The sequence below is a fragment of the Nostoc sp. genome (assembly GCF_036919815.1).
GTDB lineage: Bacteria > Cyanobacteriota > Cyanobacteriia > Cyanobacteriales > Nostocaceae > Nostoc.
In genome coordinates, this window is sequence record NZ_JBALCE010000117.1 from 1 (window position 1) to 18,629 (window position 18,629).

Annotated in this window: 15 protein-coding genes; 7 read left to right on the forward strand and 8 right to left on the reverse strand. The window is 43.3% G+C overall.

Annotated features, from left to right (window positions below):
- Positions 1-295: 295 nt before the first annotated feature.
- The 6 genes from V7K15_RS26290 (at position 296) to V7K15_RS26315 (ending at position 3,111) form a co-directional block, all read left to right on the forward strand.
- Positions 296-556 carry an AbrB/MazE/SpoVT family DNA-binding domain-containing protein gene (locus V7K15_RS26290; RefSeq protein ID WP_334910342.1) on the forward strand — a complete coding sequence of 87 codons (261 nt, stop codon included), beginning with the start codon at positions 296-298 and terminating at the stop codon, positions 554-556.
- A gap of 14 nt (positions 557-570) precedes the next feature.
- Positions 571-657, forward strand: a complete 87-nt coding sequence (locus V7K15_RS26295) for a hypothetical protein (protein ID WP_334910365.1) — start codon at positions 571-573, stop codon at positions 655-657.
- A 510-nt stretch (positions 658-1,167) separates the two neighbouring features.
- On the forward strand, positions 1,168-1,404 hold the full coding sequence (locus tag V7K15_RS26300) for a type II toxin-antitoxin system PemK/MazF family toxin (protein WP_334910367.1): 237 nt from the start codon (positions 1,168-1,170) through the stop codon (positions 1,402-1,404).
- Positions 1,405-2,014: 610 nt separating this feature from the next.
- On the forward strand, positions 2,015-2,224 hold the full coding sequence (locus V7K15_RS26305) for a DUF2997 domain-containing protein (RefSeq protein ID WP_334910369.1): 210 nt from the start codon (positions 2,015-2,017) through the stop codon (positions 2,222-2,224).
- A 39-nt stretch (positions 2,225-2,263) separates the two neighbouring features.
- Positions 2,264-2,650 (forward strand): DUF1257 domain-containing protein, encoded by a 387-nt coding sequence (locus V7K15_RS26310; RefSeq protein WP_334910344.1) that lies wholly within the window; start codon positions 2,264-2,266, stop codon positions 2,648-2,650.
- Positions 2,650-3,111, forward strand: a complete 462-nt coding sequence (locus tag V7K15_RS26315) for a ferredoxin (RefSeq protein WP_334910346.1) — start codon at positions 2,650-2,652, stop codon at positions 3,109-3,111. Before V7K15_RS26310 ends, V7K15_RS26315 begins: the two co-directional genes overlap by 1 nt.
- Before the next feature lie 125 nt (positions 3,112-3,236).
- Here V7K15_RS26315 and V7K15_RS26320 read toward each other — a convergent pair whose 3' ends face one another.
- The 3 genes from V7K15_RS26320 to V7K15_RS26330 form a co-directional block, all read right to left on the reverse strand.
- Positions 3,237-3,521 carry a YiaA/YiaB family inner membrane protein gene (locus V7K15_RS26320; RefSeq protein WP_334910348.1) on the reverse strand — a complete coding sequence of 95 codons (285 nt, stop codon included), beginning with the start codon at positions 3,519-3,521 and terminating at the stop codon, positions 3,237-3,239.
- A 577-nt stretch (positions 3,522-4,098) separates the two neighbouring features.
- Positions 4,099-5,709, reverse strand: coding sequence for a DUF4335 domain-containing protein (locus V7K15_RS26325; RefSeq protein ID WP_334910349.1), 1,611 nt, complete (start codon positions 5,707-5,709; stop codon positions 4,099-4,101).
- 231 nt (positions 5,710-5,940) lie between these two features.
- Entirely contained in the window at positions 5,941-6,546 is a 606-nt protein-coding gene (locus V7K15_RS26330) for a DUF3038 domain-containing protein (RefSeq protein ID WP_334910351.1), read from the reverse strand.
- Positions 6,547-7,286: 740 nt separating this feature from the next.
- On the opposite strand from V7K15_RS26330, the gene V7K15_RS26335 reads away from it, so the two are divergent.
- Positions 7,287-8,207, forward strand: coding sequence for a molybdate ABC transporter substrate-binding protein (locus V7K15_RS26335; protein WP_334910353.1), 921 nt, complete (start codon positions 7,287-7,289; stop codon positions 8,205-8,207).
- A gap of 107 nt (positions 8,208-8,314) precedes the next feature.
- Here V7K15_RS26335 and V7K15_RS26340 read toward each other — a convergent pair whose 3' ends face one another.
- The 5 genes from V7K15_RS26340 to V7K15_RS26360 form a co-directional block, all read right to left on the reverse strand.
- Entirely contained in the window at positions 8,315-10,513 is a 2,199-nt protein-coding gene (locus tag V7K15_RS26340) for an Ig-like domain-containing protein (protein ID WP_334910355.1), read from the reverse strand.
- 449 nt (positions 10,514-10,962) lie between these two features.
- Complete coding sequence (locus V7K15_RS26345) at positions 10,963-13,461, reverse strand: endonuclease MutS2 (protein WP_334910356.1); 2,499 nt, start codon at positions 13,459-13,461, stop codon at positions 10,963-10,965.
- Between the two features lie 481 nt (positions 13,462-13,942).
- Positions 13,943-14,197, reverse strand: coding sequence for a type II toxin-antitoxin system ParD family antitoxin (locus V7K15_RS26350; protein ID WP_334910357.1), 255 nt, complete (start codon positions 14,195-14,197; stop codon positions 13,943-13,945).
- A 306-nt stretch (positions 14,198-14,503) separates the two neighbouring features.
- Complete coding sequence (locus V7K15_RS26355) at positions 14,504-17,443, reverse strand: calcium-binding protein (RefSeq protein ID WP_334910358.1); 2,940 nt, start codon at positions 17,441-17,443, stop codon at positions 14,504-14,506.
- Positions 17,444-17,900: 457 nt separating this feature from the next.
- The gene (locus V7K15_RS26360; RefSeq protein WP_334910360.1) at positions 17,901-18,404 is read right to left on the reverse strand and encodes an NB-ARC domain-containing protein; all 504 of its coding nucleotides are present in this window, start codon (positions 18,402-18,404) and stop codon (positions 17,901-17,903) included.
- Positions 18,405-18,629 lie beyond the last annotated feature (225 nt).

Below are 18,629 nucleotides of genomic sequence, written 5' to 3' on the forward strand. Positions count from 1 at the left end.
CTGTTTAATACCTAAGATTATTCATACTTTTCCTAAGTCTCTGATTAACTCAGCCCTGCTGGGATATTTTGCATGGCTTAGTCTAAACTCCAGTAAGTTATGTTATGCCTACGTATATTCCACATATACCTGAAAGCGCGTACTTTACCGCACTTCTCTACGAGACGCTGCGCGAACGGCACAAGTCAGTGACCACCGTAGGCATCGCATTAAAAATTATTGAAAAATTGAGCGCTTGTTGACAAAACCCTTATTAGTAATCACAATGTAATTACGATTAAGGAAGGTTATCCTTATGGGAACAGCAATTAGAACCCGTATTGTTAAAATCGGCAACTCTCAAGGTATCCGCATTCCTAAACTTCTGCTGGAACAAAGTGGTATTGGTGAAGAGGTAGAAATTGAAATTCAAGATTGTCAGCTAATTGTCCGTGCTGCCTCTCAATCGCGTCACGGGTGGGAGGAAGCATTTCCAACAATGGCGAAGCAAGACGACGATGCACTGCTCGATGATGCCGTAACTACAGAGTGGGAGCATCTAGAGTGGGAGTGGTAGTCAATCGATTTGATGTGTTTTTCGTTAACCTCGATCCAATGATTGGCAGTGAGATTCAGAAGACAAGACCTTGTTTGACACTCTCAGGTCTTAAGACCTGAGATTATTAGTTCATAGACCCGCCTTAAAATCATCTATCCTTTCGGCAATACTTAAACCTGGAACCCGTTTATAAAACAAAGCTTCTAGTTTAATTTAGCTGACCCCAGTGGGCTTCATCTCCCTAAGCGTTAGAGAATTTATTCTCTCGTTCTCGTGCGCCCCACGATACGTTTAATTTGCTGAAAATTTTGGGTTTACTGGTCTGGATACGCGTTGGCATCCACGCTATGTTTATCGTGGTTTACTCGCTACCCACTATCCATTATTTTTTCCTAGCCAGTCGTTTTGGGGTTGATTATCCATTTGAGAAGCGCGGTTATTCTACCTGTGGCATAGCTATATTTTACCACGCCCTGCCCTAGACCAAAAATTCATTCTGAATGCGGTTAAAACCGTGGTCAGTGAGCTTGTCGAACTGCACGAGTCGCTTATATCTCAGCACTGTTCGCGCTTGCGTCTCCCTTTGGGAGAAGTGACTGAGCTTTACGCTTACCGGCTAACCTGTAATAATTTCACCAGATGAGATGAACAAATATATTGCCACAGTCATTGTTGCTCCGATAACAACTAAAGGACAGTCTTATCCGACTCGTGTTGCTTGTCAGTTTCAGGGCAAGGATGGGCAAATCGTTCTAGATCAAATTGGTACAGTTGACAAAACTCGATTAGTCAAAAAGCTAGGTCAGATTGACTCTGATGAACAAAAAGCAGTATTAGATACTTTGGCTGAAATGTTTGCTGAATAATGTGCTTAACAATCGCATACACCGGATAGTTATGAAAATCCAAACAGCTACAAGATTTATTTCTACTCAGGCTCGGCAAGTTATTAGAGAGTATTCGAGGTTTTGGCAACTAGCTCCTTCTATAAGTTCATAAATCCAAAGGAGTCTTTTTACTTAATGATTAGTTGTGACGCAGAGCTTACTTACCACTGCGTACTCAAAAGGTATAGAGCAGCTAGTGCTGCATCCAACCTAACTAGCAATCCTTGCTACAATAAGCTAAAATTAATGATAATGATGAAGTTTTTTAATATATTTTATATTTTTATGAATTGCCTTCCTGGCTATACTACGCCTTAATGCTTGTCTTTAGGGCTTTTGCAGCTTACTTAGCGAGCTTCAGTTGTTACCTTGACTAATTGATGAGGTTAAGAGAAACTAACTACATACTGATCTGTGCTGATAAAATTAATAATTTTTGTAAAAATTCTGAGGTATATATGTTAAAGGATGGAACATTAGTTAAAAAATGGCAAGTTTGTATCTAAGTAAAAATGTTCCTAAGGCTATATTTGTAGCCTTCTGGTAAGGCAGTACAATTCAGATGTACTTATCGTGGTTGGCCAAGAGCATGGAGACATTAGAGTTCATAATCTATCCAGACGGTCGGGTACAAGAGAAAGTCACTGGCATTGTAGGTGCTTCTTGTGCTGAGGTTACAGCAGCAATAGAGGCACAGCTGGGGCTAGTACTTAATCATGAGCCAACCTCAGAATATTTCGCCGCTAAGGTGCAGCAATCTAATGTGGCAAATACACACAGCACTTACAGCGATTGGTAAGTTTTCACAGTAGTTTAGTGTTATTAAATCAAAACCACCATGTCACACTTTAGCCAAATTAAGACTCAAATCCGTAACCTTGATTCTTTGAAAGATGCTTTGACTGAATTGGGCGTAGACTGGAAACCAGGGCCACGGGAAGTACGTGGCTATCACGGTCAAACCCATCCTGCGGAAGTTAGTATTGAGCAGGAAAATGGCTACGACATCGGTTTTAGATGGAATGGCAAAGAATATGAACTGGTGGCTGACTTGCAATATTGGCAGCAAGACCTGTCTGTGGACGGATTCTTGCGCCAGGTAACACAGCGCTATGCTTATCAAACAGTTGTGAAAGAAACCGCTCGTGTTGGTTTTCAAGTCTCTGAACAACAAAAAAATGAAGATGGTTCAATTCGCCTGGTAGTACAGCGCTGGAGTGCGTAATGGCTGATTTTCTGCCGTCGCCGGAAGAACAAGAAGACAACCGTTCCGGTTTGGAACCAGAATTAGGGGGTTTTTTACGGGATGCCCCAGAACGTTCTGGTTTAGAACCGGAATTGGGCGGTGTGCTGCGCCAAAATGGTGTTTATGTTGACGAAATCACCTGTATTGGTTGCAAGCACTGCGCTCATGTTGCGCGTAACACCTTTTACATTGAACCAGATTATGGGCGATCGCGCGTGGTTCGACAAGATGCGGACGCTGAGGAAATTATCCAAGAAGCAATTGACACTTGTCCGGTTGATTGCATTCATTGGCTTGATTACACAGAAGTAAAAAAGTTAGAAGAAGAGCGCAAATATCAGGTAATTCCCATAGTGGGTTATCCGGTAGAACAGGCCGTTGCGGCTAGCGAACGTCGGCGTAAAAAGCAAAAGTTAAAGACCAAAAAATCCCGTTATTAAGATAAAAACGTTAAATCAATATAATAAAGGACTGGTATATCCAGTCCTTTTGTTTTTCGCATATAGTTAATTTCTAATGCCGGGATAATTCTTAACTTTGAATTTCCTGTAAGGGCTGATAGTCTTCATTTGAAATTTAGAGGATCGTGTTGTGAAAGCAATTTTTCTACTTTCGCCTCATCTAATCTAGCAGTTAATCTTCTAGTTTCGTGCAAGTCTCTAGTAGTTTTCGCCAAAGTAAAAGTTGAGCCAACAGAAAAAGCTAAACCCATACCCATAAAGCCTTTCACCCAGCCATCCACAGGCAAGTTTACAACGCCGAAGGTGGTCATAGAAATAGAAATCACAAAAGCTGCCCAAGTTTGAATAACCCAAGCTGAACTGTCTTTTTGCGTACCAATTGTTTGCATATTTCCTACTTTTGTTCTGGGTGATTTATACCAATTCCTAATGGCGCTCTCTACCAGACCCTTCTCTACGAGACGCTGCGCGTAGCTTGCTTCCACGTTCGCGGAGCGTCTCGTAGAGAAGTGGTACGGCAAGCTCAGGGCAACGCGCTGCGCGTAGCTTGCTTCTTTACAAGAGTACGCGGTGACACTAACGTAATTAGGACTTACGCAAAAGTATACGCCCTCCGGGGCAATACCCTACGGTCAGCTAAAGCTACATGAATTGCCCCTAAGAAGAAAATAAGGGTTTCGGCTATTGTTTGCGTAAGTCCTGGTAATTAAGAGGCGTCAGATTTCATCTGGGTTTACAGACTTGTATCTGTAGTTTGATTTTGGAGAATTGGTGTTAACAGTGATTGTATTGATTGGGAGACTTACTGGTATCAATAGTAAGACCAGTTTGATAACTGGACTCCAAAAGGCAAGCTCAAGAGCAATTCGAGTAAGTAGAAACTTGCACAAGCTTTGTGCAAGTTTTACAAGTGGCATTAAGTTGTTGGGACTAGTAGAATATCTCAGAGTGAACCGATTAATTTACTTATTGCTCTGAAAAAGTCTGTACCTTGCCATCAGGACTGAGAACAACTCGAATTCTGACATTTTGTCCGCGTGTATTGGCGGAAACAAAAGGTTTACCAAGTCCAGGCATCCCAGCACTATCAACGTATTCTCTTGCTGCCTTATTGAGGGGAAAAATTCGTTCAACTGTGCCGTCAATACTGACTATCAAACTGTACTCTAATGTTTGTGCTAGTCCAGTGGGTGGTTGCCAACGCTTGATTAAATATTCTCTAGCTTCTGCTACTTGAGGTGTATCAAATAATGTGCCGTTAGTTGCCACTTGTGTAGATGTGGGGGTTTTGCGTCCGTTCCCTAATTGATCGATAAAGGGATTATTATCCCCAGTTTTAGAGGCGGGAAGTTTTGAAGTAGGTTTTTCTCCAGGAGAAGGTGACTTTAGAGAATTGATTGTTTCCTCTAGCTGTTGTGAGTTTAGTGGGGAGGGTTGGGTAACGGTATTGCCACCACTATTATTGGGTATGGTGTCAAGAGACGGGGGGACTGGTGAGATATTAGTTGGCAAGCTGCCTGTGGTAGAAGATAGTCTGGGTGGCAAATTCCGCCGATGAGGGAGAGCATCAGCTTGGGAACTTGATCCTGTAGGGTTCTGTCCCAGATTTGGTAATATGGCAATTTCCTGTCCTGGGATTTTGCTCGATGATGCGATCGCTGGATTAGTGCGAAGTGTTGCAGTCGTTCCTTGAGGTATTGTCAGTGCATTCTTTGGAAATAGAGGTGGCGGTGTAGAGAAACTGGAACTAGGGACTGTTAGAGGTGCTTGGGGCAAACTGGATGTGGAAAGTGGAGCGGTAGAACCTAGCAAATTATCCGATGGAGTGGTGAGTCCGGGTTGAGGCGTGGGAAAGTTTAGTGAAGGTGAAGGTTCTAAAGCAGTCTTTACCGCAGCTGGATTTGCTGTTTTGGCTGTCTGCTGTTGCTTTTCCCTCATGTTATTAGCATATTGCCAAGTAATTGGTAACAAACCTACACCTAATACTAATACTGCGGCAACAGGTGCCCAAGTAGGGAACCTTAGAGTCGAACTCGTGTTATTCAGAGTTGGGAGTGCCATAACATCAGTCGAGTATTCATCTAAAGCACTTGCCAAATCAAATAGTTGCAGCAGACTGAGTTGAATTACGGGGCCAGATGCGTGGTTGGCGAGAGAACCGAGAAATAAGTTGTGAGTTAAATAGCTGCTTGGTTCTAAGTGGATATTTGCCCCTGGAATCTGGGTACTAAAGGAATTTAATGTTTTTGTTGAGGACTTGAATTCCGGCTCATCCAGTGCTGTGCTTGACTTGTGGGCACTGGCGAAACTAGCCCAAAAGCTTTCTGGAGGCTGTTGGAGGAATTGTTGTACGTAGCTGGTGACGGCATCACATAAAGCTTCGAGTTGTTCGCGATCGCCCCGAATTGGAACTCTCTTTTCTTCTGGGATTCGGGGATCGTCAAAACGTAGCTCAAAGCTTAGGTGTTTGAGGACAGTTTTCCCCATCCAACGGGACAGAGGAGAGCTTTGGGCGAATACTTCTAGCGTGCAAGTCGGGGGTGTGTAGCAACGAATAACAGAATTTGATAGAGGCATGGCAGGAACTGCGAGGAAGACTATTTGGGATTTTGCAAAAAAAAGAAAAGTTGAAACAGAGGGTTCCTCCACTCAGAACTTTGTCAGGTTCCTTCCGTTATGCAAACTGGTGTGCAAAGAGGAAGCAGTGCTGATAGTGCATCGCCCAAAAGCTAACGACCATCAAAAGGGAATCCTGATTTAGCAAACTTTAATGAGCGAATTTTGGTTGAGGAATTTCAAATTTAAAATCTAAAATTTTGTCGAACGGTCTATAAGTGCTAGCCAGAGACGGCGATGCCCACCACCCGCACTGTAAAAAAGTAAATCTACAAGCAGTTTTAGTGCCAGGTTGGTTAGTAAATCCGTTGAGATTTGCTCGTCCTCTTCCATCCGCTCTTGGTAGGTGTTGCAAAAAGCATCAATATAATCTCCAAGTAAAGCAGCCTGGTGAGGTTCCCGGTTATTTTCTGCCATTTGTTCCAACAAGCCGACAGCGCGGCGAATTAATTCCTGGTGCTGTTTGGCTAGGTAGCAAGTGATCAGAACAAGCGATCGCGCTTCTTCGATATCTAGCTTTTTTCGCCCTCCTTGACCTTTGCGTAGGGGATTTGATTGGCGCAGTCGCCATAAAGCTACGCGGTCTGGCACTTTTGACTCTAAATTCAGATCAGTTGCCGCCGAAAGCATAGCCTCTGAACCAATCCCAGTTAAGGTTTCTAGCGCCAACAGCACCAAGTCTAATTGGGTTTTGATATTGTCCCATTGAACTGTATTTGGGGCTGGAAGCTTGATTAAATCCTCCCACTGGGAATTTGGAGTGGCTGAGTTGGTGGCCGAGTGCATAACTTTTAGCATAGGTGATCAAGCTGATAGGGGATGTTGCTGTTACCCATTTTGAAACCAGACTCTCAAGCGTCAAGCTTGGTTTCCCATTGCTATGAGCCAGAGGCTTCGCTAGATTTTTTCTATGTGGTAAACAGCAGGTATCTCTGTCCTACTCTAGATGAAAATTTATTTTCGACAAACTAGAAAATTATCAATTGTAGTTAAGGTTTACCTGACTTTCGCTGCTAGCTCCGTACAATAGTATAAATAAACAATCTTGAAAGTGCTAACCCCTAATTATCGCTAGGCAATTATCTAGAATAGCTCCTAATTAGCTTACAGTTTGAAACTTTGAAATTTCTTGATACTTATTACTTATTCATAGTGTATACATAATTACTATACAAATCTTTTGCCTGTTTGCTAAAGGTGCTTCTTGCTACTAGACATCATCCCACCCCATTTTCGCTTGTGTGCAGCCTGTTATTTCAGGACAGGCTGGGCAACATCAGGACGATTGACGCCTCCATGAAACTGAGGAAAAACTTAAAAGTTTGATCAAGTTATTAGCATTTGAAGATGTTGGGCTATTGATTTTTCCCAATTTAGTTGGTATTCTACCTCTAACCGCAAACCACGCACATCTGAGAACTGATTGAGAAACTTGATGAAAAAAAGTAATTATTTCTACGTTTATCTAAAACTAAAACTTAAATAAGACTTACAGATAATTCACTTAGTAGTAATAGCAACGCAACAATTTAACAATTATGAAAAAGCATTTTTTTGCCTTTTCACTGATAGCTTGTGCTATCGGTGTGACTTTGCCAACTCAGGCATTCGCGGTTAAGCTATACGGTGCTGGTAGTTTGCGCGATAGCCTCACACAAGTAGCTGAATCTTTTAACGATAAATATGGGATTCCAGTAGAAACGCGATTTGGCCCGTCTGGTTCAACACGAAAACTTATAGAACAAGAATTCTCTAAAACCGGAAAATCCGCAGATGTTTTTGCCAGTGCAGATATTGATAACCCTCAGATATTGTTTAAAGAAGGTTTAAGTAAACCTGTAATGAACTTCACTAGCAACCGCATGACTGCTGTTGTCAGATCAGCACTTGGTATCACATCAGATAATTTGTTGGATTTTTTGCTAAAACCTGAAATCAAGGTGGCAACCTCCACACCTGTAGCAGATCCATCTGGTGACTATGCATGGCAGATATTTGATAAGACTAATCAGGTTAAACCTGGTAGCTCTAAAATTCTGAAGGATAAAGCTTTGCAATTAGTAGGTGGTAATCCTAATGCTCCTATAGTTCCTAATGGTAAAAATAATTTAGTCTACTTTCTAGAAGAAACAAAGCAGGCAGACATCTTTTTAGCTTATTACACCAGTGGCAAGGCTGCCCAAGCAATAGTAGGTGGTGACAATCTCCAAATAGTAGAATTACCCGACTATTTAGCAACGAAAGCTAATTATGGATTGACTACACTGAAAAATGCCGATCCTGATGGGGAAAAATTAGCTGAATATATCCTGTCACCATTAGGGCAAGAAATTTTGGCAAAGTATGGATTTAGCGCACCCTCTACTTCTGTTCCCGAACATCAGGGTGCGGGTGGAATTTTACTGGCTGTAGGTGTAGCTTTAATTCTGACTAAAAACATCCCACAGGGTAGGAAGTGAAACCCAACAAACCGCGAAAAAAGTTGGGTTTCCTTGTGGGCAGCCTTCTGGCGGGCGTCTACATTCCTCAAACGCCACTTGCTAGCCTGCGGGTTCTCCTACTGCTATTACTTGACTGGACGCAGAAGTGTAATTTTGCCGATACTAGTCTCTTGACTGAGTTGCGCCACGTAGAGATATCCATTAGTGGGATTCTCAACCAAATCCAAGGGACTTGGGTTAAAACCGGTGAAGCCAGTAATACCCGTTTGGAAATTTACAATATCCAAGTTTGCACCACCTGGTGTTAGTACAATGATGTCTCTACCATCACTGAAGCGTGTCACCAGGAGTTTGCCTTTCAACTTGCCACCTAAAACATTACTACGGTATTCAATGATACCATTTGGCGAAAAATGTTCTCCAAAATCAAAGGCAATACCCTTCCAATTCCGGTCAGGTAGAGTACCAATAGGATATTCATTTATCTGACCTGGGTCTGTACCAGCTGTGGGATTTCCTCCATTCAACACCCACTCACAACGCTGAGGATTGGGATGACCATAATAACCATTTTTAACAACGCGAAACAGATAATCTTGCTGCGTGCCTATACTGGTAAGGCCAGGCACAGATGGACTAGTATAAGCCCCATTAGTAGCTTTATCGAGCCGCTTTTGGCAGGCAAGAGGTAGGGGGATAGGTGTATTTGGCGTATTTCCACCAGCCGCTGAACCATTCCCTGGCGCATACAACTGACCATTGCTGTGCCAAACCAGATCGTAGGCACTACGTAAACCGCTAGCAAAAATAGTTACAGCTGCGCTCGGCTTAAAGGGGTTATAAGTACCTCCATCCTCCGTCTTAACGCTTAAAGGAAGTGAGGTGATCTTAGACAGATCAACTCGTAATATAGCAGCAGTTAACAACCGCTCAGGACGATTACTCCAGACCTTGTTTGGTGCGCCGGTACTACTATTACTACCCTGCGACACATACAACACATTTGGCTCATTGGGCTTAAACTCAATGCTGTTGGTTAGATGATCGCGGCTCGAACGTGGTAAATCAACCACATAGTCTTGTACTGTCTCTAGGTTTGGACCGCTCAACCGAGTAATTTTACCACTCCACTCCGGTGCTTTACCAGTTCCATTCCAATAGTAGTTGTTTGTTACCCATAGAATTAGGTTGCGAGCATTTGTTGATGAAGGATCAAAGTGCATACCAATGATAGTTCGGTTAGCACTATTTGCAGTCTGCAATGAGGAAATCGTTTGTGGGATACCTAGAGTGCCATTAGCATTGATCGGGAAGCGCAAAATCTCACCTAGTAAGGTGGCAGCATAGAGTTTATTGTCAGGCCCAATTGATAGTGTGGTGTAAGGTTTGGCAGGTACATTCGGTAATGAGATTTGCTTAAAAGTAATATTGCTTTCTCCCTTCCCAAGGGTGCCTGTTGTGAAACTGATGCTATAAGGTAAGAATGCAGCACCATTGCTATCTGTAACCCCGTCGGTGATTTGTAACAGATATTTGGTATTATTCTTGAGATGATTTATCGGGGACACCACAATCACATCTCCGCCAGCGGAAGTGTTGTAATTGGCATTGACTTGTGTATTAGTGCTGCTATCGATCAGCTTGATGGTTGAGGCTGAAAGGGTATTAACCGCAATCCCACTGTTGGGGAGATTCACGTCTACTGTAATCGAGATATTTGGTGAGAGATTTGTCTGACTATCAGTAGGATTGCTCGTTCTGACGGAGGGAAGGTTACCTGGTGCGATCGCAATATAGTTGAGCTTGGTATTAGTACCACCTTTAGCATCAATTGTCAGCTTGACGTCGGTAACATTAACAATTTGGGTAACTGCGGTAAACTTTTTGGTTGCTGTTCCTACAAAGGCGGAAATAGCAGCCCTACCTTCTATATTGATCTGGTGCTTACTATCTACTAGATTACCAGCATCACCGACGCTAACACTTACATTGTACGAACCATTAGACAGGGCATATTCCCAAGCAGCAGGTATCTTCACTGCTGTTCCCGAAGAGTTAGCAGGATATTGCATATAAATCAGTCTATTAAGTCGCTGATCAATGCCACTTTGGTTGCGATCGCGTGTATTAAGTTGGACATCAAGGGGAGTGGGTGTAGTATTGTCTAAGCTATCTTCACGCACCCAACCAAAGCCCCGAGTGTCATTGTAGGCTTGACCAATGTCTTTAATATACCCAGGTGGTACAGGAGCGTTATTTGGTTGAAAATTAATCCCTAGAACAATTGCTAATACCAGTATTTTGGGTTTGCTCTTATAAATCATCTATGCTTTGTTCTTGTAGTTTTAGTTGATACATAAGTAGTATATTGACATTAGCCAAGTATTTGCAATGATTATTCCTGGCGATCCTTGACTGGACAAAAACGAACATGATGATCGCAAGACGCAGGGAAACGATTATTTTGACGGTTGTCTGGTTACTCTTAGAGGATGTTTGAAAATATTGAGCAAATATAATTAGCAACTACACAAACGTTCGCGTAGCGTCTCGCAGAGAAGTCTGCTTCTACGGAAAGGATGAAAAATCAAGGATTTTAAACCCACTTAGGTAGGTAAAGTCTTAATCCGGTTCGGTTAATGTTTGGCTCTCGGAAGTCCCCCCAACCCACGCCAGTTGCTCATGGAGAAAACCCCCTGTTCCCGCGCTGGCTCATCTTAAAAAGGGGGCTTTGTCTCCTATTTACCCCCTTGGGCGGGGGGATCTTATCCGATCACTTGATATGAGCAATGGTGACACCGGTGCCGCCGTCTGCTTGTTCTGCGGGTTCGTAGTTGTTCACTCTGGGATGGTGTTGCAAAAAGGCGTGAACACCTTGTCGCAGCTTACCAGTGCCGTACCCGTGAATAATCCAGACTGGGCCTGTAGCTTCCGAAATCGCTTTATCTAAAATATATTCAGCATCAGCTACCCGCTTACCACGCAAATCTATGGTATTTTGAGAAGTCCGAATTTCTGGGACACTTTGCGGTGGTGGCGTGACTGCTGCTGGGGCTGGTTTAGGTTTGACGACTGGTTCGGCTTTTTGACCATCTAAAGATTCTACATCTTCCAACTTCACAGTCATTTTCATTAGCCCAAAGCGAACGCTTAATTCCCCATCTTCATTAGGGGCGGTGATCACATCTGCTGTCTGTCCCAGTTTGGGAACACGGAGGCGATCGCCTACTTTGGGCATAAACCCAGCTTTTGGTTTTGCTGGCGTTATCGGCTGATATTGCTGGCCAATTTGATTCAAAGCATTGGTTGCTTGCTGGGCTTCTTGGGCTGTGGGCGTACCTTTCTGCAAACGGCGAATCACTTGGGCAATTTCACCTTTTGCCTGAGCGATCGCTTGTTGGACTGCTACTTCTTGTGAAGCCCGCAAACTGCTTTCCCTCTCCTCCAAACTTGCGGCTTTTGCGGATACTTCTTTATATAAACGTTCCGCTTGCTGCAATAAACTTTGGGCTTCGGCAGCTTTGGTTTCCTGGCGGCGGCGTTGCGCTTCTAAGCCAGCAATCACTTGGTTAACTTCATCTGTGGCCTCTCCCACTTGAGTTTTTGCCTGTTCTACCACTTCTGGTTTTAATCCCAAGCGTAGAGCAATAGTTAAGGCGTTAGAACGTCCGGGAATGCCCCACAGCAGACGGTAAGTAGGCGAGAGAGTACTTTCATCAAATTCTACAGAGGCATTTTCAAACCGCTCATCTTCATATTTTAGGGCTTTCAGTTCGCCGAAGTGAGTGGTGGCGATCGTTAGCTGGGCATGATTGGCGAGATATTGCAACAAGGCGATCGCTAAGGCGCTACCTTCAACTGGATCAGTGCCGGCGCCGACTTCATCGAGTAAGACGAGTGCTGAGTGCTGAGTGCTGAGTGCTGTTAGCGGTAGCGGGGCGTTTAGCCCGTGTTGAGTGTTGAGTAAAGAGTCGTTAGAAGTAGGAAGTTCTTCCTCCGTTCCTCTCCTCGCCTGCTCCTCTGCTTCCCCAGTCCCTAATGCTTCCAAAATCCGACTAATCCGGCGGATGTGTCCAGAGAATGTGGATAAACTTTGCTGTAATGATTGTTCATCACCAATATCTGCTAGCACCTGATCAAACCAAGGCATTTCCACTGGTTCGCGGGCGGGGATAAATAAACCCACTTTGGCCATCAATACCGCTAACCCCAAAGTTTTTAAGGTTACAGTTTTACCGCCAGTATTTGGCCCGGTAATTGTCACTACCCGAATTTGCGGACTGATAAGTAAATTTACAGGAACTACTGGTTGCCCTTGTTCATGCTGTTGCTGCCAGACTAACAGAGGATGTCGTAAGTTCCGCAAGGTAATGATTTCATTGTCTTTCCGATCAATAAATCGCGGAGGATTTGCTCCTAGCCAGTAACTATATCGTGATCTAGCAGTTGCCAGATCCAAAGTGGTAGCGATCGCTAATAACCGCTCTAAATCTGGTTTAACTGCGCCTACAAGTTCGGTCAAAACGCGGCGTACCGTTTCTTCTTCGGCTTGCTCTCTTCTAATGATCTGCCGCAGTTGGTTGCCTAGAGGTACTACTGAATTCGGCTCTATATACAGCGTCGCACCACTGGTAGAGGTATCGTGGACAATGCCGGGGATGGCATCTTTTTGGGGTGCTTTTACCGGGATGACAAAGCGATCGCTCCGTTGCGTAATCAGCTGTTCTTGAACTGCTCCAGATTTTGCCTGTAAGATATTTTGCAGCTTTTGGGTAATTTGGCTGCGTAATCGCCGCAAGTCTGTGCGAATTTCTCCCAGTTTTTGACTGGCGCGGTCAGTTACTTGTGCCCGTTCATCAATACATCGGTGAATTTCCTGTTCTAGTTCTGGATAAGTCCGCAAATCGGCAACCAAATCAGTCAGTATGGGCAAATCTTCCTGATTGTCAATGACACGGCGCAAATTTCTGGCACCAGCTAGGGTAGTAGCGATCGCTAACAGTTCATCCCCTGTCAAAACTCCGCTGCGTTCTGCCCGTTCTAAGGAATCGCCAATATCTTGAATTCCCTCAAATGACAGTCCCGTGGTCAGGCGAGTCTCCAGTTGGTGGACTTCTTTGGTTTGCTCTAACAACTGTTCGCTTTCGGTCTGAGTATCGGGTATTTTCAGATGACGCGCAGCTGTCGCCCCCAGCTTAGTTGCCGCAAAAGTGGCAAGGTGCCGGCAGAGGCGATGCCATTCTAATAGTTCTAAGGTTTCAGATTGGATCAAGGTTTCAATATCTAATCTGAAATTATTGTAACAATTCTAGCTCCTAGATGGACAAATCGTAAAGTACCCCAATTAGATCAGGCTAAGAGGATGTTTGAAAAGTATTGGGCGAATAGAATTCGCTACTACACAAAGCTTAGTCCACGGAGGTGGACTAACACAAAATCAAGGGTTTTTAACCCACGGAGGCGGTCACTAAGCTTGCGTTGCCCTGAGCTTTGTCGTACTCCTACGGAGAAGCAAGCTACGCGCAGCGTCTCCTTGGCGCAGCCTCTCGTAGAGAAGAGTTGGGTCGAAGTGTGGGTTTTGTATTTCGACTCCGCTCAACACAAGTCTGTATAGCGGCGACTTCCAGTCGCCCGGTAAGTAATAAATTAGTCAAAAAACAAAAGAGCCGTGTCGGGGTTTTCTTGGACAGTGTAAACAAAATGCTCATCAATATCTAAACTGGCTTTTGGTGTAATAACTATCCGCTTTGTGATTATTTCTCTAGATGCAGCTGGTTGATCAAGTGCGTGCGTTTTTGCTGCCACCACTGATCATTAACTTCTATTGCCTGTCCACTTTCAAGTCCTGCAATTAAAAGTTCTTCTATATATTCTCGCATCTTACGTTTTTTGTCTTGAGTGATTAACTCTTGTAGATATTCGCTAACTGAACCGTAGCCACCTTGAGCTACTTGTTCCTCAACAAAGGTTTTCATTGACTCAGGCAAAGAAATATTAATGGTACTCATAACCTTGGCAGTTAGATTAAACTATTTTTTCCATCTTATCAAGGTTATTAGGCGTTGTCTTTAAAGAAACTTCTGCGATTAGCTTCTCCGATCGTAGGCGATCGCTACGATCGGCTGTGACGCATTTGTATTAATGAGAAGCGTCACCAAATAGCCCGTCGTAGACATCGCCTGAGGACAAGCTGCTTGTCTAATAATCAGGTCATCGCCACCAAACTGAAAAATGTGATTAGAGCCAGTCTTATCCTTAGAAATATGAAGATTTTTATTTTCCTATAGCGTTTGGTGATGGAGGGCTAATTACGATTAAACAATCGTAAAATTGTTTTCTGTTAATGACAAACCAACAGATAATTGTGCAAATTTTACCTGAGTAAATCCACCCGCACTACCATCTTGATCAAAAAACAGTCCACCTGTAACGTTGTTATAAATAAATCGTTGATCGCTTGTCGTTGCAGATGTTCCGATTGTAAACTGACTAGCTGAGAACCAACCTCTTAATAACCCGCCACCAAAATTATCAGCCGATACCTGAATCAGTTCATTAGTGGCGTTAAAGTCATAAAGTCTATCTACACCTTCACTGTAATTATTGAAAGCAAAGGTATCAGTACCAGTTCCTCCATAAAGGCTATCATTACCGTTCCCACCGGCGAGGATGTCATTGCCATCGCCACTCTTGATGGTATCACTGCCATTGCCACCATCAAGGGTGTTATTCCCTAATGCGGTTATGGCAAAGAGAAAATCATTGCCATCGCCCCCATTTAATAGGTTATTGCCTATTGAATAGTCAGCAAGTAAGGTATCGTTACCAGCGCCGCCGTCGAGGGTGTTATTGCCAGAGGCGGCATTGTGTTCGATGGCGTCGTCCCTCGGTATAGAGGCAGAGAGAAAATCATTGCCATCGTCCCCAGAGAGCAAATTATTGCCTGTTGAATAGTCAATATTCAAGGTATCGTTACCAACGCCACCGTCAAGGGTGTTATTGCCAGTGGGGTGTCCGAAGGCGTAGTCCGTCGCTATAGATGCAGAGAGAAAATCATTGCCATCGTCCCCAGAGAGCAAATTATTGCCTCTTGAATAGTCAATATTCAAGGTATCGTTACCAGCGCCACCCTTGAGGGTATTATTGCCAGAAACGGGGATGAATGCGACTTCATACTCAAAATAGCCAGAGGCAGAGAGGGAATCATTGCCATCGCCCCCAGAGAGTAAATTATCGCCTGTTGAAAGGCCAGCACTTAATTTATCGTCACCAGCGCCACCGTTGAGAGTGTTATTGCCAGACACATAGCCATAAAAGTACATTGTGTCGCCGACTGGACTAATGGTTCCAGATGTGGAGAGGGAATCATTGCCATCGTCCCCAGAGAGCAAATTATCGCCTGTTAAATCGGAATTATCCAATAGAACATCGTCACCAGCACCACCAATGAGAGTATCATTCCCCGCACCACCCTTCAAAAGGTCGTTGCCACTCAAGCCGTCAATGATATCATTACCCTTTTTACCATTAATTACATCATCTGAATTGTCAAAGCCGTTGACCTTGTTGGAGAGGTCGTTAAGAAAGGTGACTGTGTTCTTTTTGAAGATGGTGTTTTGGGTAGAGTTAGCACTAAAGACATCAAAGCTGTCCGTGATGCTAGTTTGCCCATCAAACAGGATATTGCCAACATGGGCTAAATTGTTTAGGTTTTCCAGTGCAAAATTCTGCAAGACCACTTTGAAACTAAGCGTGTTTTCAAAAGTGATTTCTGTGTTCTTACCATTTTGAGTTAATTGCAGATTTCTCGCAGTTAATGGGTATTGGACAGAAGGATCAGTTCTTGTAAATTGCAAGGTATCCACTTCTGCAATCACAGCCTTTGATGGGTTTAAGCCTTGACCAATGCCATCGAAATCTGTGATGGTAATCGTACCACTGTCATAATAGTTAGAACGCTGGAAAACAAATTTATTCTTGCCGCCGCCACCAGTTAAAATTTTATTGGTCAAACCACCATATATGTCATTCATACTACTATAGAATGTGTCATTTCCATTGCCACCGTTAAGAGTGTTATTACCATAGGCACCATAGGCGAAGAGAGTATCATTATCATCACCTCCAAAGAGCAAGTTATTGGCTTTTGGATCGCTATAATTGAAATTATTGCTTGGTGCTGAATTGTTAACAATTAAGTAATCGTCACCATTGCCACCCTTGAGGGTGTTATTCCCTGTACCACTGTCGAGAGTGTCATTGCCCGTACCACCGTCGAGAGTGTCATTACCCGTACCACCGTCGAGAGTGTCATTGCCCGTACCACCAATGAGAGTATCATTGCCCGCACCACCCCGCAGCAAGTCGTTGCCACTCAAGCCGTCAATGATGTCATCACCCCCCTGACCATTAATTACATCATCTGAGTTGTCAAAGCCGTTAACATTGTTGGAGAGATCGTTTAAGAAGGTGACTGTGTTCTTGTTAAAGATGGTGCTTTGGGTAGAGTTGGCATTAAAGACATCAAAGCTGTCTGTGATGCTAGTTTGCCCATCAAACAGGATATTACCGACTTGGGCTAAATTGTCTAGGTTTTCCAGGACAAAGTTTTGCAGGACAACTGTGGGATAATACGTCCCTTCAAAGCTGATTTCTAAGTCATTACCATCTTGAGTTAATTGCAAATTTCTGGCAGTGAATTGCTTAGAACCTGTAAATTGCAAGCTATCCACTTCGGCAATTGCAGCCGCTGATGGGTTTGAGCCTTTACCAATGCCACCGAAATCGGTGATGGTAAGTATCCCATAACTGTAACTGTTCTCGTTAGACACTTGGGAAACAAATTTATCGTTGCCGCCGCCACCAGTCATCAAGTTATCAGTTGCATCATTAAGGAAGTGAGTATACAAGGTGTCATTCCCATTGCCACCGTTGAGGGTATTATTATTAGAATACCTATGGATGTCATCGTCGTAGTTAGAGGTCAAAAGAGTATCATTGCCATCGCCTCCAAGGAGCAAATTATTGCCTGTTGAATACTCAGCATTTAAGGTATCGTCACCAGTGCCACCGTTGAGGGTGATATTGCCTGATAAATAGTCAACATTTAAGTAATCGTCACCAGCGCCACCGTTGAGGATGTCGTAGCTTCTCTTGCCATATAGTTTATCGTTACCTGCTAAACCATTAATTACGTCATCACTCGATGTCCCAGTGAGGGTATCATTACCGTTAGTGCCATTGATATTTGCCATAACTTTCTACCTATCTAAATGGATTTCTTCAGTAACTTCAGTTGTCAATTTGCAGTTAGTGCTGTTTTAAAGCACAAATAACTCCTCGAAATTTGACGTTTTCAGCATACTTTTATGTCAGTCTTGAAGACCAGCCACTTTTCTTTCAATATTCACCCTGTTACCAAACTCTGCTTTCTAGAAAATAGGGAAACAGGTTTTTAGACCCTTGGTGTCGGCTATTGCCTGTGGATATCTAGCTTCAAGAGAAATAACAGCTAAATAACCGGATAAGAACTATATATTGAACAATTATTTATAAGTCTATGCTTAAACAAGTATCTTTGCATACTCATTTACATTACTTGTCATAAATATAAGTAAGTACGTCACTTGGTAAAGTGTTCAGATTTTTCTAGTTGATAGTCAATAATTCTATACAGATATTGAAGCTATTAAGCAGGAAGCCCGTAAGCGTTTATTTTAATTGCAAACTCAACAATTTTCCTAGTTGTTGCGCCAGTGGGTCAACTTCTTCCCAAGTTAAAGCAAACGCGGCTTTGACTCCCAGTTGAGTTGAGTTGATGGTTTCCCGGTTTTGTAGGGCTAACTCTGCTAATTTACGTTCTTGCAATCGCTCAAACATGATCTCTAAAGATATTTCCGGGTCGCGTACCAAATAACCGGCAACTAACTCTATCCCCAAGGGCAAATATTCCAGACATTCACATATTTTTGTTGCGGCTTGTGGTTGGTTTTCAACTCGCTTATCTTTTATCCCCAACAGTCGTTTTAACAGTTCTAAGGCTTTCCCTGGTTCTTTTTGGGGTGAAAGAAGATCTAAGGGAATCTCTTGAATAATCTTTGAGTCTAAATTTCGTAGTCGAGTAGTAATTAAGACTCGGAAGCGGTGAACATCGGGTACGACTTCGCGGAGGTTAGCTAAGTCAGTTACGTCATTGAAGACGATTAAAATAGGCAAGGCGGAGTTAGGATATTTAGACCAACACCAGGCGACTTGTTCTTTAAGTTTGCATCAGTTACAACACCCGCCTCATAATAAATTCTGAGGCTAATAGCTAAAGTCTTCTAATAGGTTGTTTGAAAAGTGGTTTGTTGTGCTTTTAATCGAATTATTACCCCCCTTAATCCCCCCTTATAAAGGGGGGAAACAATAAAAAAATCCGGTTCCCTCCCCTTTATAAGG

Bases quoted from the DNA above. Each gene is read 5' to 3' on its own strand.
- V7K15_RS26290 (WP_334910342.1), top strand. From the start codon at position 296: ATGGGAACAGCAATTAGAACCCGTATTGTTAAAATCGGCAACTCTCAA.
- V7K15_RS26305 (WP_334910369.1), top strand. From the start codon at position 2,015: ATGGAGACATTAGAGTTCATAATCTATCCAGACGGTCGGGTACAAGAG.
- V7K15_RS26310 (WP_334910344.1), top strand. From the start codon at position 2,264: ATGTCACACTTTAGCCAAATTAAGACTCAAATCCGTAACCTTGATTCT.
- V7K15_RS26315 (WP_334910346.1), top strand. From the start codon at position 2,650: ATGGCTGATTTTCTGCCGTCGCCGGAAGAACAAGAAGACAACCGTTCC.
- V7K15_RS26320 (WP_334910348.1), bottom strand. From the start codon at position 3,521: ATGCAAACAATTGGTACGCAAAAAGACAGTTCAGCTTGGGTTATTCAA.
- V7K15_RS26325 (WP_334910349.1), bottom strand. From the start codon at position 5,709: ATGCCTCTATCAAATTCTGTTATTCGTTGCTACACACCCCCGACTTGC.
- V7K15_RS26330 (WP_334910351.1), bottom strand. From the start codon at position 6,546: ATGCTAAAAGTTATGCACTCGGCCACCAACTCAGCCACTCCAAATTCC.
- V7K15_RS26335 (WP_334910353.1), top strand. From the start codon at position 7,287: ATGAAAAAGCATTTTTTTGCCTTTTCACTGATAGCTTGTGCTATCGGT.
- V7K15_RS26340 (WP_334910355.1), bottom strand. From the start codon at position 10,513: ATGATTTATAAGAGCAAACCCAAAATACTGGTATTAGCAATTGTTCTA.
- V7K15_RS26350 (WP_334910357.1), bottom strand. From the start codon at position 14,197: ATGAGTACCATTAATATTTCTTTGCCTGAGTCAATGAAAACCTTTGTT.
- V7K15_RS26355 (WP_334910358.1), bottom strand. From the start codon at position 17,443: ATGGCAAATATCAATGGCACTAACGGTAATGATACCCTCACTGGGACA.